This is a genomic window from Naasia aerilata (genome assembly GCF_030296595.1).
Taxonomy (GTDB): Bacteria; Actinomycetota; Actinomycetes; order Actinomycetales; family Microbacteriaceae; genus Naasia; species Naasia aerilata.
Window position 1 is genome coordinate 2,339,107 of the sequence record NZ_AP027731.1, and the last position, 15,965, is coordinate 2,355,071.

Annotated in this window: 11 protein-coding genes and 6 pseudogenes; 14 read left to right on the forward strand and 3 right to left on the reverse strand. The window is 71.4% G+C overall.

The window, feature by feature from the left end:
- The first annotated feature begins 129 nt into the window (after positions 1-129).
- Positions 130-1,370, forward strand: a pseudogene (hemW, locus tag QUE51_RS12255) (radical SAM family heme chaperone HemW).
- Between the two features lie 114 nt (positions 1,371-1,484).
- Here the strand turns inward: hemW and QUE51_RS12260 are convergent.
- Both QUE51_RS12260 and QUE51_RS12265 read right to left on the reverse strand, forming a co-directional pair.
- Positions 1,485-1,871 (reverse strand): DUF4870 domain-containing protein, encoded by a 387-nt coding sequence (locus tag QUE51_RS12260; RefSeq protein WP_286276664.1) that lies wholly within the window; start codon positions 1,869-1,871, stop codon positions 1,485-1,487.
- Between the two features lie 97 nt (positions 1,872-1,968).
- Positions 1,969-2,418 carry a DUF4870 domain-containing protein gene (locus QUE51_RS12265; RefSeq protein ID WP_286276665.1) on the reverse strand — a complete coding sequence of 150 codons (450 nt, stop codon included), beginning with the start codon at positions 2,416-2,418 and terminating at the stop codon, positions 1,969-1,971.
- Positions 2,419-2,612: 194 nt separating this feature from the next.
- On the opposite strand from QUE51_RS12265, the gene hrcA reads away from it, so the two are divergent.
- The 13 genes and pseudogenes from hrcA to leuA all read left to right on the forward strand — a co-directional run bounded on the left by hrcA (position 2,613) and on the right by leuA (position 15,131).
- Positions 2,613-3,635 (forward strand): heat-inducible transcriptional repressor HrcA, encoded by a 1,023-nt coding sequence (hrcA, locus tag QUE51_RS12270; RefSeq protein WP_286276666.1) that lies wholly within the window; start codon positions 2,613-2,615, stop codon positions 3,633-3,635.
- A 54-nt stretch (positions 3,636-3,689) separates the two neighbouring features.
- A complete protein-coding gene (gene dnaJ, locus QUE51_RS12275) occupies positions 3,690-4,799 on the forward strand; it encodes a molecular chaperone DnaJ (protein WP_286276667.1) in 1,110 nt (369 codons plus the stop codon).
- A gap of 3 nt (positions 4,800-4,802) precedes the next feature.
- Positions 4,803-5,540 (forward strand): 16S rRNA (uracil(1498)-N(3))-methyltransferase, encoded by a 738-nt coding sequence (locus tag QUE51_RS12280; protein WP_286276668.1) that lies wholly within the window; start codon positions 4,803-4,805, stop codon positions 5,538-5,540.
- A gap of 105 nt (positions 5,541-5,645) precedes the next feature.
- A complete protein-coding gene (locus QUE51_RS12285; RefSeq protein ID WP_286279373.1) occupies positions 5,646-5,969 on the forward strand; it encodes an HIT domain-containing protein in 324 nt (107 codons plus the stop codon).
- 67 nt (positions 5,970-6,036) lie between these two features.
- Positions 6,037-7,091, forward strand: a pseudogene (locus QUE51_RS12290) (PhoH family protein).
- Positions 7,088-7,564 (forward strand): rRNA maturation RNase YbeY, encoded by a 477-nt coding sequence (gene ybeY, locus QUE51_RS12295; RefSeq protein ID WP_286276669.1) that lies wholly within the window; start codon positions 7,088-7,090, stop codon positions 7,562-7,564. The pseudogene QUE51_RS12290 and the gene ybeY overlap by 4 nt, the downstream one beginning before the upstream one ends.
- Positions 7,561-8,879, forward strand: a pseudogene (locus QUE51_RS18430) (hemolysin family protein). Before ybeY ends, QUE51_RS18430 begins: the two are co-directional and overlap by 4 nt.
- Positions 8,876-9,767, forward strand: a pseudogene (gene era / locus QUE51_RS12305) (GTPase Era). Before QUE51_RS18430 ends, era begins: the two co-directional pseudogenes overlap by 4 nt.
- 172 nt (positions 9,768-9,939) lie before the next feature.
- A complete protein-coding gene (locus tag QUE51_RS12310) occupies positions 9,940-11,160 on the forward strand; it encodes a sensor histidine kinase (protein ID WP_286276670.1) in 1,221 nt (406 codons plus the stop codon).
- 70 nt (positions 11,161-11,230) lie between these two features.
- Positions 11,231-11,835, forward strand: a pseudogene (locus QUE51_RS12315) (response regulator).
- 58 nt (positions 11,836-11,893) lie between these two features.
- Entirely contained in the window at positions 11,894-12,715 is an 822-nt protein-coding gene (locus QUE51_RS12320) for an alpha/beta hydrolase (RefSeq protein ID WP_286276671.1), read from the forward strand.
- The gene (locus tag QUE51_RS12325) at positions 12,679-13,194 is read left to right on the forward strand and encodes an alpha/beta hydrolase (protein WP_286276672.1); all 516 of its coding nucleotides are present in this window, start codon (positions 12,679-12,681) and stop codon (positions 13,192-13,194) included. Before QUE51_RS12320 ends, QUE51_RS12325 begins: the two co-directional genes overlap by 37 nt.
- Before the next feature lie 174 nt (positions 13,195-13,368).
- A pseudogene (gene leuA / locus QUE51_RS12330) lies at positions 13,369-15,131 on the forward strand (2-isopropylmalate synthase).
- 130 nt (positions 15,132-15,261) lie between these two features.
- On the opposite strand, the gene QUE51_RS12335 reads toward leuA, so the two are convergent.
- Positions 15,262-15,906: a trimeric intracellular cation channel family protein gene (locus QUE51_RS12335; RefSeq protein WP_286276673.1), complete on the reverse strand. Its 645-nt coding sequence runs from the start codon at positions 15,904-15,906 to the stop codon at positions 15,262-15,264.
- Positions 15,907-15,965: the final 59 nt, after the last annotated feature.

Sequence of the window (15,965 nt, forward strand, 5' to 3'; positions counted from 1 at the left end):
AATCAAGGAGAACAGGCGTGGGACGGACCGATTCATCCCGATCCGAGGCCCTCCGCGGCCGAATCTGCTTGATTCGGTCAGAAGAGGGGAGGAGACACACGGTGGGTGACGCCGACGTAGGATTCCCGGATGCCCAGCGCCCTTCCGCTCGCCGATCCGGCGCCCGCCGACGGGCTGCTGCCCGCGTCGGCCGCGGTGGAGGCGACGGACCGGGCCTTCGGCGTGTACCTGCACGTGCCGTTCTGCCGTGTGCGGTGCGGGTACTGCGACTTCAACACCTACACCGCGGACGAGCTGCGCGGGGTGCGCCGGAGCGACTACGCGGCGCACGCCTCCGCGGAGGTCGAGTTCGCCGTCGCCGCGCTCGCGGGATCCGGTGTGCCCTCACGTCCGGCGAGCACCGTGTTCTTCGGCGGCGGGACGCCCACCCTGCTTCCGGTCAGCGATCTCGCGCGGATGCTCTCCGCGGTCCGCGACGGCTTCGGCCTGGTCCGCGGCGCGGAGGTGACGGTCGAGGCGAACCCCGACTCGGTGGACGCTGTCTCGCTCGCCGCGCTCGCGGCCGCGGGGGTGACTCGTGTCTCCTTCGGCATGCAGTCCGCCGTGCCGCACGTGCTCGCGACCCTCGAGCGCACGCACGATCCTGCGCGCATCCCTCTTGTCGTCCGCTGGGCGCGGGAGGCGGGTCTCGAGGTGAGCCTCGACCTCATCTACGGAACGCCGGGGAGTCCCTCGCTGACTGGCGCCGCTCCGTCGAGGCCGCGCTCGCCGAGAGCCCCGACCACCTCTCGGCGTACGCCCTCATCGTGGAGGACGGCACGAAGCTCGCGCGACAGATCCGCTCCGGGGCCGTGCAGATGCCGGACGACGACCTGCAGGCGGACATGTACGAGCTCGCCGACTGGCTCTTCGGCGCGGCCGGCTACGCCTGGTACGAGGTGAGCAACTGGGCGCGCGTCGACGGGACGGGCGCCCCGGATCCGCGGCACCGGTCCCGGCACAACGCGGCGTACTGGACCGGCGAGGACTGGTGGGGTGTCGGTCCCGGCGCCCACAGCCACGTGGGCGGCGTTCGCTGGTGGAACGCGCGTCACCCGGCCGCCTACGCGGAGCGCGTCCTGGCGGGGCTCTCGCCCGCGGTCGGCCGCGAGGTGCTCGCGCCGGCCACCCGGCACCTGGAGCGCGTGCTCCTCGAGACCCGGATCCGGGAAGGACTTTCGACCGCCGTCCTGTCCCCGGACGCCCGCACCGCGGTAGCGGGCCTGATCGCCGACGGCCTGGTCGATCCGGCGGCCGCCCTCCGCGGTCGCGTGGAGCTGACCATCCGCGGGCGCCTCCTCGCCGACGACGTGGTGCGCCGCCTCACCTGAGCGGCCCGCACAGCCCGTCGACCGCATCAGTTCGGACTATCCGCAACGGTCTCCGGATGCGGATAGTCCGAAGTGATGCGGACAGCGGCGCGCGCGGGAGCGGCGGCCGCCGCGTCAGCTGATGAAGCGGATCGTCAGCGGGTACTCGTACTGCTCGCCGGCGTTCGCCTTCGTGGCGGCGATGATCCCGAAGACGATGGTGAGTATCCCGATCGCGAAGATCAGGAAGAAGCCGATGACGAGCAGCACCAGGAGCCCCGAGACCACGTAGCCGAGCAGGGCGGTGATGTGGAAGTTCAGGGCCGTTCGCGTGTGCTGGGCGATGAACGCGCCGCGGTCCTTCAGCACCAGGTAGGCGATGAGCGGAACCAGGATCGGGAAGAAGATGCCACCGATGTGCGTGAGCGTCGCCCAGAGCCGCTGGTCCTGAGGCGACATCGGCGGAGCCGGCTGGTACGGGTACTGCTGCTGTGGCGGCGGCGGGGGAGGCGTGGCGCTCATGGGAGGTCCTTCTGCTCGGCTGTCGCCCCAGTCAAGCGCACAGGGCCGGGGACTTCCGTCCCCGGCCCTGCGTTTCACTTCGGCGGATGCGCTCAGCTCACTTGATGAAGCGGATGGCGAACGGGTAGCGGTAGGTGCCGCCGCCGTTGACCCGGACACCGGCGATGATCGAGAACACGACGCCCACGATGACGATCGCCCAGTGGATGAGGGTCTGCACGAGGAACCAGAAGCCGAGCGTGACGATCCCGAGGATGACGCCGAGGATCGCGTTGACGAGCAGCGCGGCGGTCAGGGTGAGCTGGAAGTTCAGCGACTCCTTGGCCTCCTGGCGGGTCAGTGAGCCGCGGTCCTTGAAGACGAGCCAGAGGATGAGCGGCGGCAGCCACCCGGCCCAGAAGAGGATCGCGACGCCGCCGATGTGTGACCACATCGCCCACTGCCGGTCCTCGGCAGGGGTGAGGGGCGCAGCGGGAGCCGGAGCGGTGTAGGGCTGCTGCGGCTGACCCGCGGTGGGGCCCTGAGGAGGAAGGTTGGAATCTGTCATGGGGAGGTGCTGCCTTTCGAGGAGTGGAATGCGCATCGCGCCGTGGCAGGCTCGATTCTTGCGAGCACCTTCGCCTGCTGGCGGTCAACATACTCCCGGTGCAATGTCCCTGCAATGACGCAGAAAGGGCGTGTTGTCAAGTAGAATTGGCACTCTGGCACCGGGAGTGCCAGGGTCGCCGAGGGAGGGTCGCCATGGTGTCGGAGCGGGGGCTCGAGGTGCTCCGCGTCATCGTCCAGGACTACGTCGCCTCGCGCGAGCCGGTCGGGTCCAAGACGATCGTGGATCGCTACGCGTTCGGCGTGTCGGCGGCCACCATCCGCAACGACATGGCGCAGCTCGAGGAGGAGGAGCTGATCGCCGCCCCGCATACGTCGTCGGGCCGCATCCCGACGGACAAGGGGTACCGCGTCTTCGTCGACCAGCTCTCGGATCTGCGGCCGCTCAGCGCCGCCCAGAAGCACGCCATCGAGACGTTCCTGGGCTCCTCCGTCGACCTCGACGACGTGCTCTCGCGCACCGTGCGCCTTCTCTCGCAGCTCACCTCGCAGGTCGCCCTCCTTCAATACCCCACGCTGTCGCGCACGACGATCCGGCACATCGAGGTCGTGCTGCTCGCCCCCACCCGCCTCCTCACCGTGCTGATCACGGACGGCGGCCGGGTGGAGCAGCGGATGGTCGACCTGCAGCGCGAGGTCGACGAGACGCTGCTCGACGACCTCCGCTCCCGCCTCAACTCCACTCTGGGCGGCTGCCCGCTGGCTGAGGCACCGACCCGGCTCGAGCACCTCGGCGAGTCGTTCCCGCCTGAGACCGCTCCACTCGCCGACGCCGTCGCCCGGGCCCTGATGGAGCAGATCCTCGCCGGCCGGCAGGACCGCTTCCTCATGGCGGGAACCGGCAACCTCGCCCGCACCGAGAAGGACTTCCCCGGCAGTATCCATCCGGTCCTCGATGCCATCGAGGAGCAGGTCGTGCTGCTCAAGCTCTTCAGCGAGATGGCGCACGACGGCACAGGAGTGGCGGTGAGCATCGGCCGCGAGAACGCGCAGTTCGGCCTCGCGGAGGCTTCTGTGCTCTCGAGCGGGTACCGTTCCTCCTCCGGCGAACTCGCGCGTCTCGGCGTCCTGGGTCCGACGAGAATGGACTACTCGAACAACATGGCGGCCGTCCGTGCCGTCGCCCGCTACCTCTCGCGCCTGCTCGGCGAGGGATGAGGGTTCCACCTCCGACCGCGCGTTTCCGCGCGTCCGAAAGGTTTCCGGTAAGCCGTGGCTGACCATTACGAAGTGCTGGGCGTCGCCCGCGATGCCAGCGCCGACGACATCAAGAAGGCCTACCGCAGGCTCGCTCGTGAGCTGCACCCGGATGTGAATCCCGGGGCGGATGCCTCCGAGCGCTTCAAGCTCGTGACGCACGCCTACGACGTGCTCAGCGACCCGCGGCAGCGTCAGCAGTACGACCTGGGCGGCCGGATGGGCGGGGGCGGCGGCGACGCCGGGTTCGGCAACTTCGGCGACATCTTCGAGACGTTCTTCGGCGGGGGAGGCCAGCGCGGCGGCGGTCCGCGGTCGCGTCGGGAGCGGGGCGGGGACGCGCTGCTCCGGGTCGAGGTCGACCTCGACGACGTCGTGTTCGGCACCCACCGGGACATCGAGGTCGACACCGCGGTGCTGTGCGAGACGTGCAAGGGCACGTGCTGCCAGCCCGGCACGAGCCCCGTCACCTGCGACATCTGCGGCGGCAGCGGCCAGATCAACCGCACCGTCCGCTCCCTCCTCGGCAACGTGATGACCTCGAGCCCGTGCGGCACCTGCCGCGGCTACGGCACGGTCATCCCGAGCCCGTGCGCCACCTGCCAGGGCCAGGGCCGCGTGCGCGCCCGGCGCACCATCGCCGTCGACATCCCGGCAGGCGTCGAGACCGGACTGCGCCTGCAGCTGCCCGGCCAGGGCGAGGTCGGGCCCGCAGGCGGCCCGAACGGCGACCTGTACCTCGAGGTCAAGGTGCGCCACCACGAGACGTTCAGCCGCAGCGGCGACGACCTCCTCGCGACCATCGAGGTGCCCATGGCCGAGGCGATCCTCGGCATGACCACCAAGATCGGCGCGCTCGACGGCGACGTCGACCTCGAGATCCGCCCCGGCGCGCAGAGCGGCGACATCCTCACCATCAAGGGCCGCGGGATCACCCGGCTCCGCGGTCAGGGTCGCGGCGACCTCAAGGTCGGCGTGCAGGTGCTCACCCCGACGAAGCTCGACCGTCACGAGCGGGAGCTCATCGAGCAGTTCGCGGCGCACTACCGCAAGCAGAAGCCGGCGCTGTCCCACTTCCAGCAGGGGCTGTTCGGCAAGCTGCGCGACCGCTTCCTCGGCGTCTGACGCGTGGCCCACTTCTACCTGATCGGCACGCTCGAGGGCGCGGCGATCGGGCACGTGGTGGCGCTCGAGGGAGCCGAGGCCCGGCACGCCGCCGCGGTGAGCCGGGTGCGGGCCGGCGAGAAGCTCGCGGTCGGCGACGGACGAGGGACCGTCGCGACCGGAGCCGTGGAGTCGGCGACGCCGTCCGAGGTGCTCCTGCGCGTGGAGCGCCTGGAGCGGACGCCCGCACCGGCCCGGGAGATCTTGCTCGTGCAGGCTCTCGCCAAGGGCGACCGCGACGAGCTCGCGATCCAGGCTGCGACTGAGCTCGGCGTGGACCGCATCGTGCCCTGGCAGGCCGAGCGCAGCGTGTCCCGCTGGTCGGCGGACAAGGCGGAGCGGGGCCGGGAGCGCTGGGCGACCATCGTCCGCGAGGCCGTCAAGCAGTCGATGCGGCCGTGGCTGCCCGAGGTCGCGCCCCTCGCGCAGCGCGCCGACGTCGCGGCGCTCGCGAGCGCGCACGCCGTCCTCGTGCTCGAGCCGACGGCGGAGACCTCCTTCGCGGCTGCCGTCGAGACGGCCGCCGGTCGCCCCCTCGCGCTTGTGGTGGGTCCGGAGGGCGGGGTGTCCGCTGCCGAGCTGGCGGCGTTCGCGGCCGCCGGGGCCGTCGCCGTGCGACTCGGGCCCGAGGTCCTGCGCACCTCGACCGCCGGGCCCGCGGCACTCGCCGCGCTCGGCGTCCTCACCGGCCGCTGGTCCTAGAGCGGCTCCGGACGTGCCGACAGCCGCTGTCCAGCGGGGTTCGCTTCCAGCGGAGTCCCCGGGCGGAGGCCCTGCTCGGCCCGTAGAATCGGGCCCGTGGCCTCCATCTTCGCGCGCATCCTCTCGGGAGAGATCCCCGGCGAGATCGTGCGCGAGACCGACCGCGTGTTCGTGCTCCGGGACATCGCGCCCCAGGCGCCCGTCCATCTCCTCGTGATCCCCAAGACCGAGGACTACGCGAACGTGGTCGAGCTGGCGGCCGGGGACCCCGCTCTCCTCGCGGAGATGGTCGGCCTCGGCGCCGAGCTCGCAGGAGGCGACTTCCGGCTCGTCTTCAACACCGGCGAGGACGCCGGCCAGACCGTATTCCATGTCCATGCCCACGTGCTCGCGGGCGACCTATCGGAAGGATCCCTTGTCGACCGCTGACCCCACCCCTCAGGTGACCCGCTCCGAGGGCGAGACGGAGGTGCGCGTCGCGGTGGACGGCGTCGCCATGGTGCGACTGCTCGGTCCCCAGGACCGGTTCCTCAAGCAGATCGAGTCGCAGTTCCCGAAGGTCTCCGTGCACGCGCGGGGCAACGAGCTCACCCTCCGCGGCGAGCAGGGCCAGGTCGAGGCGGCACGTCGGCTCGTCGCCGAGCTCCTGCAGATGATCCGCAACGGCCAGGACCTCGGGCCCGTCGACGTCGGCAGCTCCGCCCGCATCCTCGAGGGGGACCCCACGTCGAGCCCTTCGGAGCTGCTCGGCCAGCCGATCCTCACCGCCCGCGGCAAGGCCATCCGGGCGAAGACGCTCGGCCAGCGCGAGTACGTGGACGCCATCGACCACAACACGATCGTGTTCGGCATCGGGCCGGCAGGAACGGGCAAGACCTACCTCGCCATGGCGAAGGCGGTGCAGGCCCTCCAGCGCAAGGAGGTGAGCCGCATCATCCTCACGCGTCCCGCCGTGGAGGCGGGGAGCGGCTCGGCTACCTGCCCGGCACCCTGACCGAGAAGATCGACCCGTACCTCCGCCCGCTCTACGACGCGCTCAACGAGATGATGGACCCGGAGATCGTCCCCAAGCTGATGGCGACCTCGACCATCGAGGTCGCGCCGCTCGCGTACATGCGCGGCCGCACGCTCAACGACTCCTTCGTCGTGCTCGACGAGGCGCAGAACACGACGCCCGAGCAGATGAAGATGTTCCTCACCCGCCTCGGCTTCGGCTCGAAGATGGTCGTCACCGGCGACGTCACCCAGGTGGACCTCCCGACCGGCGCCAGCGGCCTCCAGCTCGTGACCAAGGTGCTGCACGACATCGACGACATCCACTTCTCCCGCCTCACCAGCGCGGACGTCGTGCGCCACACGCTGGTCGGGAAGATCGTCGACGCGTACACGAAGCACGATGCCCAGGTGCAGGCGCGCCAGTTCGAGCGGCGACCGGATCGCGCCGGGCATGAGCCGGAGACGGCCCGCCCGCCCGCCGACTTCCGGCCCCCGCAGAACCGGGCGGAGCGCCGGGCCCAGGACGGCATCCACGAGAGCAGGCGTCACCCGTGAGCGTCGAGGTCAACAACGAGTCCACGATCGCCGTCGACGAGGCGGCCATCCAGCGGCTCATCACCTTCGCTCTCGACTCCCTGCACGTGCATCCGGATGCCGAGGTCGCGGTCGTGTTCGTCGACGAGGCCGCCATGGAGCAACTGCACGTGCAGTGGATGGACGAGCCCGGCCCGACGGATGTGCTGAGCTTCCCGATGGACGAGCTGCGGCCGGGAACCGAGGAGCACGAGACGCCGGCCGGGCTGCTCGGCGACATCGTCGTGTGCCCGCAGGTCGCCCAGGTCCAGGCCGAGCAGGCGGGGCACTCGCTGCTCGACGAGATCGAGCTCCTCACAGCGCACGGCCTGCTGCACCTCCTCGGCTTCGACCACGCCGAGCCGGAGGAGGAGCGCGAGATGTTCGGCCTGCAGCGCGACATCCTCACCGGCTTCGCGGCCGACGAGAAGAAGCGCGGCTCCCGCCGACGATGACCCTCTCCCTGATCCTCGTCGCGCTCCTGCTGGTGGCCTTCGCCGGGCTCCTGGCGGCCGCCGACTCCGCGATCGGGGCGCTGTCGCGAGCCGACATCCTCGACCTGGCGCTGGCCGCGCGGGCCCGCCGGTCACTGCTGGCGATCGCGTCGGACAGCGGCGCGCACGTGAACGCGATCAGCTTCCTCCGCGTGACGAGCGAGACGACCGCAGCGGTCCTCGTCACCTTCGCCCTCGCGAACGCGATCGAGGAGCTCTGGCTCGCCCTCCTCCTCGCGGCGCTGATCATGACGGGCGCCTCCTTCGTCCTCGTCGGCTCGAGCCCGCGCAGCGTCGGCCGGGCGCACGCCGGAGTCGTCCTCCGCTTCACCGCGCCCGTCGTGCACGCCGTCCGGCTGCTCCTCGGCCCAGTCGCGAACGCCCTCGTCGTCCTCGGCAACTGGGTCACGCCGGGCCGCCCCGGACCGCGACGTTCACCTCGGAGGAGCAGCTGCTCAGCATGGTCGACGAGGCCACCGAGCTCGACGTGCTCGAGGAGGACGACCGGGAGCTGATCCACTCCATCTTCGAGTTCAACGAGACCGTGATCCGCGAGGTCATGGTGCCCCGCACCGACATGGCGACCATCGACCGGACGGCCACCGTCGCCGAGGCGATGGACATGTTCCTGACGCGCGGCTACTCCCGGCTCCCCGTCACCGAGGAGAACGACCCCGACGACATCGTCGGGATCCTCTACCTTCGCGACCTCGCCCGGCTCCTGCATGAGCGGCCCGCCGATGCGGAGCGCCTGCCGGTCTCCGCGTCCACCCGCCCTGCCCTGTTCGTGCCCGAGTCGAAGAAGGCCGACGCGACGCTGCGCCAGATGCAGCTCGAGTCGAACCACATCGCCATGGTCGTCGACGAATACGGCGGGATCGCGGGGCTCGTGACGCTCGAGGACCTCATCGAGGAGCTGGTCGGCGAGATCGCGGACGAGTACGACCGGGACAACGGCGACGTGCAGGAGGTCTCGGCGGGGATCTACCGCGTGAGCCCGCGGCTTCCCATCGACGAGCTGGGGGACCTGTTCGACCTGGAGCTCGAGGACGACGACGTCGACTCCGTCGGCGGCCTCCTCACCAAGGCGCTCGGCCGGCTCCCGGTCATGGGTTCGCAGGCCACCGTCGCGGGCCTCCGCCTCACGGCCGAGAGGACTGATGGTCGGCGCCGGCGGCTCAGCGCCGTCCGGGTCGAGCGCGACCCGGACGCCCCGCGGATCCCCGAGCCCGAGGAGCCGCAGTCCGAGACCCGATCAACGGAGGCCGCACGATGACCGATCCCCACCGCGCCGGCTTCGTCTCCTTCGTGGGGCGCCCGAACGTCGGCAAGTCGACCCTCATGAACGCGCTCGTGGGCGAGAAGGTGGCGATCACCTCGCCGAAGCCGCAGACCACCCGCCGCGCCATCCGCGGGGTCGTGCACGCCGCGAACGGCCAGCTGATCATCGTGGACACGCCGGGCATCCACCGCCCCCGGACGCTGCTCGGGGAGCGCCTCAACGACCTCGTGGCGGCCACCCTCGGCGACGTCGACGTCATCGCCATGTGCTTCCCGGCGGACGAGCCCATCGGTCCCGGCGACCGCTTCATCAACGCGCAGCTCGACGACTACCCGCGCGCCAAGAAGGTCGCGGTGATCACCAAGGTCGACCGGACGCCGCGCGACCGCGTCGCCGACCAGCTCCTCGCCGTCTCGCAGCTGCGCGAGTGGGAGAGCCTCGTGCCCACGTCGGCGACGGACGGCATCCAGCTCGACGTGCTCGTGAGCGAGCTGCTCGCCCTGATGCCCGAGTCGCCGCCGCTCTACGGCGAGGAGACGACCACCGAGGAGAGCAGGACCGACCGCATTGCGGAGCTCATCCGCGAGGCCGCGCTCGAGGGTGTCAGCGACGAGCTCCCGCACTCGATCGCGGTGACCGTGGAGGACCTGGTCGAGCGGGAGGACAAGGACCTCCTCGAGATCTACGCGAGCATCTTCGTCGAGCGGGACAGCCAGAAGGGCATCATCATCGGCGGCGGAGGCAGCCGGCTGAAGTCGGTCGGCTCGCGCGCGCGCCGAGATCGAGCCGCTCGTCGGCTCCCCGGTGTTCCTGTCGCTGCGCGTGAAGGTCGCCAAGGAGTGGCAGCGCGACCCGAAGCAGCTGGGCCGCCTCGGCTTCTGAGCGGCCGAGCCGATCGCGATTCACCCCTGCTCCGCTGATTGAGGAGCTCGCGCAGCGAGCGTCCCGAAATCCACCGTCCGGTGTCAGCCTCGAGGATGATTTCGCGGCCTCCGGGGGATGAGCACCGCCGCTTAGGACGATCCGGCTCGCCGGCCGGCGCTACCGTGGGCGCATGCTCGAGAACCTCGGCGACCTCGCGACCAGGGAGAACCTGATCCGGTATCGCTTCCGGCTCGAGGTCGCCGGCGCGGTCCTCTACGCCGTGATCGCCTTCGTGGAGCAGGGGATCTGGGGCAGCGGGCTGGTCGGCGCGCTCGCGGTCCCCGTCCTGGCGGGCACCATCGTGCTGCACCGGATCCGCCCGGCCATCGCGCTCGGCGTGATCGCGATCCTGCCGATGCTGCTCGTGGTCTCGGGGTTCGCCTCCTCGGCCCCCTCGGTCACCCTCTGGGTGCCGGTCCTGCTCGGCCTGTTCGCGGCGCCCGCCTACGGCGGGGAGGTCGCCCGCTGGGCGGCCCTGCCGATCGCGATCCTCGGCGGGATCTTCGTGAGCTTCAGCAGCTTCCGCGAGATCGGCGGGACGGGCCCGGCGTTCCTCCTCTACTTCGCCGCCACCCTCTGTCTCTTCCTGCTGCCGTGGATCGGCGGGACGCTCGTCCGGGTCAACCGCCAGCGGAGGGCGGCGCAGACCACGGCGACCGTCGCCACGGCCGAGCGGGATCAGCTCGAGGTGTCGGTCGCGCTCGAGCAGGAGCGGAATCGGGTCGCCCGCGACGTGCACGACATCGTCGCCCACTCGCTCGCCGTCGTCATCGCCCAGGCGGACGGGGCACGCTACGCCGTGAAGAAGAACCCGGAGGCGGTGGACGAGGCACTCGAGGCGATCGCCGCGACCGCTCGCGACTCGCTGGCCGACGTCCGCGTGCTGCTGACCGAGCTGCGGCACAGCCAGGAGGCCGGCCCGCAGCCGGGCATGGACGACATCGACGGGCTCGTCCGCGGCTTCCGCGAGTCGGGGCTCGACCTCCGCTGGTCGAGCTACGGCACCGCGACGCCGTTGAGCGAGGCCACCGGGCTCGCCGTCTACCGGATCCTCCAGGAGTCCCTCACGAACGCGCTCCGCCACGGCGACCTGACGCAGCCCGTCGACCTCGAGTTCGACTGGAGCGAGACCGCGCTCGCGCTCAGCGTGACCAACGGCGTCGCGGACGCGGATCGGGGCGGCAACCCTTCGGGCCACGGCATCCCCGGGATGCGGGAGCGGGCGTCGCTCGCCGGCGGATCGTTCTCGAGCGGGGACGGCAACAACGGCCGCTTCCGGGTCCGGGCGACCCTGCCGGTCGACCGAGGCACGGCCCGCACCCAGCCGATGGCCCGGGCGGTCGCGCCGTGACCGCGTGGTGACCGCCGCCATCCGGCTGGTCCTCGTCGACGACCAGCCGCTGTTCCGCTCCGGGCTGCGGATGCTCGTCGACTCGCAGGACGACCTCGAGGTGGTCGGCGAGGCCGGCGACGGCGGCGAGGCCGTGCGCGTGGTCGAGGAGACCCGGCCCGACGTCGTGCTGATGGACATCCGCATGCCGAGGACGGACGGGATCGAGTCCACCGAGCGCATCATGGCGGCCGCCGACGCGTCCGGGCGCGTGCCGCCGCGCATCCTGGTGCTCACCACCTTCGACCTGGACGAGGGCGCTGCCCGCGCCATCCGCGCCGGCGCCAGCGGCTTCGTGCTGAAGGACGCGGAGCCGGAGTTCCTGCTCGCGGCCATCCGCACGGTGCACGCCGGGACGGCGGTCATCGCCCCTGCCGCCACGCGCGAGCTGTTCGAGCATTTCGGGGGCGCTCCGGCAGTGCGGCCCGAGGGGAGCACCTGGCCGCCCTCAGCGAGCGGGAGCGCGAGATCTTCCTGCTCGCCGCACGCGGACTCAGCAACGCCGAGATCGCGGCCGCGGAGTACGTGAGCGAGGCCACCGTCAAGACGCACATCTCGCGCATCCTCGGCAAGCTGGGCCTCCGCGACCGCGTGCAGCTCGTCGTGTTCGCGCACGAGCGCCGCCTCCTGCCCTGACGGAGCGGCAGACGCTCGCCCCTCGGCGCCGCCCCTAGCCTGGCGAGGTGGGACGACGGTGAGCGGCGGAATCGGGTCGGTGAGCATCGTCGACGGACCGGGCCTCGTCGTGCCTCTCGTGCTCACGGTGCTCCTGCTCGCCCTGCTCATCGCTCCCGCTCCCGGGGTCCTCCGGCCTCGGCGGACCCAGGTGCTCCTCCTGCTCGCCGCCGCGGTCGCGGGAGCGGCCGCGGGCGCCCTGGTCACCTGGCTCGTGGTCGACGTCGCGGACGTGTTCGGCCTCTCGCTGACCTGGGTGATCCGCGGAGCGGTTCTTCTCGGCAGCGCGGCGCTCGCCGTGGCCGCCGTCAACCTGTTCCGAACGCGATGGTGGCGGAAGGTCGCGGCGCTCGGTGCGGCCGTGCTGACGCTGGTGAGCTTCTGGCTTCTCACCAACCTGGACTTCGGGCAGTATCCCGAGCTGTCCGACGCCCTCGGCACGAGCTACACCGGGGAGGCGCGACTGCCGCCGAGCCCGGCCGACGCCGTGCCGCTGGACTCCTGGACCGCCCCGGCGGGGCTCCCGGCGACCGGTTCGGTCGGGCGGGTCAGCATCCCCGCGGCGCGTTCGGGCTTCCCCGCACGCGAGGCGTACGTCTACCTGCCGCCGGCCGCCTACGCGGAGAGCCCGCCGCAGCTTCCCGTCGTGATCGCCCTCTCCGGCCAGCCGGGGAGCCGGCCGACCTCTTCCGGGCGGCACGGCTCGACTCGCTGCTCGACGGGATCGCCGCGGAGCATGAGGGCGTGGCGCCGATCGTGGTCGTGCCCGATCAGCTGGGGGATCCCGGCCAGAACCCCATGTGCGTGGACGGCCCGCTCGGGAACTCCGCCGGCTACCTGACCGAGGACGTGCCCGAATGGGTGCGCCGGCACCTGCCGGTCTCCGCCGACCGCGCCGACTGGGCGATCGCGGGCTTCTCCCAGGGCGGCACCTGCGCGCTTCAGCTCGCGGCCGGGTTCCCCGACCTCTTCGGCTCCTTCCTCGACATCTCCGGCGAGCGGGCCCCGACCCTCGGCTCCGAGCGGGCGACCATCGAGCGCGGCTTCGGCGGCGACGAGGACGCCTACCGCGCGGCGACGCCCCGGGCGCTGCTCGAGGCTGCGGCCCCGTATCCCGACACGGCCGCCCTGTTCGTGGCGGGGGAGCGCGACCTCAAGTACTCCGCGGCCATGCGGGAGGTGTCCCGTCAGGCGGCGGCGGCGGGGATGGCCGTCACCGTCCTCGTCGCCCCCGGCACGGCGCACGACTGGAACACGGCCCGGTACGGGTTCCGGGAGGGCTTCGAACGCCTCCTGCCCCGGTGGGGCATCACGCGCTGACGGGCGCCCGGCGGAGCCTCCCGCCCGTGGGAGGGGCGCACGGCCCGTGCTACCCTTTCGGGATGCTTCTCGGCGTGCTCCTCCTTAGTCGCCGCGACGGGTCCTAGTTCCCAGGCCTTCCCCGTCGCGGAGTTCTCGGCGCCTGAACCCCATTCCGCGCAAGGAGAAGAGCTCGTGAAGAACAACCAGAAGCCGTCGTCGATGCCCGTGCATCGCTACCGCCCCTACCAGGAGCAGTTCGAGGTCGATCTGCCCGACCGCACCTGGCCCACCCGCCGCATCACCGAGGCACCGCGCTGGTGTGCCGTCGACCTCCGGGACGGCAACCAGGCGCTCATCGACCCGATGAGCCCGGAGCGCAAGCGCATCATGTTCGACCTCCTCGTGCGCATGGGCTACAAGGAGATCGAGGTCGGCTTCCCGTCGGCCAGCCAGACGGACTTCGACTTCGTCCGCCTGCTCATCGAGGAGAACGCGATCCCGGACGACGTCACCATCCAGGTGCTGACGCAGGCGCGCGAGCACCTCATCCGGCGCACGTACGAGTCGATCGTGGGCGCCAAGCAGGCGATCGTGCACCTCTACAACTCCACCAGCGTGCTGCAGCGGGATGTCGTCTTCCGCACCGGACGCCAGGGCATCATCGACATCGCGCTCGAGGGCGCGCGGCTCTGCCGGCAGATGGAGGCGACCGTCCCCGGCACCGCGGTCTACTACGAGTACTCGCCGGAGAGCTACACGGGGACCGAGCTCGAGTTCGCCGTCGACGTCTGCAACCAGGTGCTCGAGATCTTCGAGCCCACGCCCGAGCGCAAGGTCATCATCAACCTGCCGGCCACCGTCGAGATGGCGACGCCCAACGTCTATGCGGACTCGATCGAGTGGATGGGCCGCCACCTCGCCCACCGCGAGAACGTGATCCTGTCCCTGCACCCGCACAACGACCGCGGCACCGCGATCGCGGCCGCGGAGCTCGGCTACCTGGCCGGCGCAGACCGCATCGAGGGCTGCCTGTTCGGCAACGGCGAGCGTACGGGCAACGTCGACCTCGTCGCGCTGGGGATCAACCTGTTCACGCAGGGCATCGACCCGCAGATCGACTTCTCCGACCTCGACGGCATCCGCCGCACGGCCGAGCACTGCAACCAGCTGCGGGTTCCGGAGCGCAGCCCGTGGGCGGGCGACCTGGTCTACACCGCGTTCAGCGGCAGCCACCAGGACGCCATCAAGAAGGGCTTCGAGGCCATGGCCGTCGAGGCCAAGGCGCAGGGCAAGCCGGTCGACGAGCTCGAGTGGGCCGTCCCCTACCTGCCGGTCGACCCGAAGGACCTGGGCCGCAGCTACGAGGCGGTCATCCGGGTCAACTCGCAGTCCGGCAAGGGCGGCGTCGCGTACCTGCTCAAGGCCGACCACGCGCTCGACCTGCCGCGCCGGCTGCAGATCGAGTTCTCGGGCGTCGTCCAGGCGAAGACCGACGCCGAGGGCGGCGAGGTCACGAGCGACGAGATCTGGGCCATCTTCCAGGACGAGTACCTGCCCGCCAGGAACGACGCCGACAAGTGGGGCCGCTTCGAGCTCAAGAGCACGCGCGTCGCGAGCGACATGACGGGCACGGTGAGCCTGCAGGCGCGCCTCCGCGTCGGCGACGACGTGCTGGACGTGCAGGGCGCCGGCAACGGACCGATCGCGTCGTTCCTCGACGTGCTCTCGGCCCAGGGCGTCGAGGTGAAGCTGTACGACTACGTCGAGCACGCGCTCTCCGCGAGCGGCGACGCCCTCGCGGCGGCCTACGTGGAGCTCGAGGTCAACGGCCGCCGGCTGTGGGGCGTCGGCATCGACGCGGACAGCTCGACGGCCTCCTCAAGGCGATCGTGTCGAGCGTCAACCGCTCGATCCGCGCGGAGATCGCCGACCAGGTCGACCTGGCCCTCGTCTGAGAAGCACATTCCGGCCCGGATGGTGCGCTACGCCGTACCACCCGGGCCGGAACGTGCCGATACGCGGGTGAAACCGACATCCCGCGGGTGCAGGAACACCCGCGGAACGGCGGTTGCACCCGCGCTCGCGCTAGGCGGGACGGCGGCGGAGCGGACGCTGCTCGGGCAGGCTCCAGCCGAAGCGCACGGCCAGCAGGCGGATGATCATGGTCGCCGCGACGCAGGCGATCGCCGCGCCCTGGATCGGGATGCCCGCGCGGAGCCCGGCGACGAGCAGCACCGTGCCGACGCCCGCGGCGACCGCGTAGAGCGAGCCGACGTGCATGAGCGCGATCGGCAGGTTGAGGAGCAAGTCCCGGAGCACCGAGCCGCCGACCGCCGCGATCACCCCGACGAACACCGCGGGCACCTCCGGCAGTCCGAAGGCGAGCGCCTTGCTGGTGCCGATCGCGCCGAACAGGCCGATGGTCAGGGCATCCAGGATGGCGATAGCCACGCCGAGGCGGGAGAACAGCTGCTGCAGCAGCATGCCGAGAAGGGCCGCGACCACTGCTGTGGGCAGGTACCAGTTGGTGCGCAGCGCGACCGGAGTGCTGACGAGCAGGATGTCGCGGAGCAGACCGCCGCCGAGACCAGTCGCCACACCGATGATCGCGACCCCGAGCAGGTCGAGCCGGCGGTCCCGGAAGCCGCCCGCGAACATCGCACCCTGGAGGCTGCCGATGGCGACGGCGGCGAGATCGGCCCAGAGGGGGATCGCGAAGGAGGCAGCCATCCCTCCCATGATGGCGGGTTCCGCGGCCGACCGCGGAACGACGCGGGTGGGAACGATAC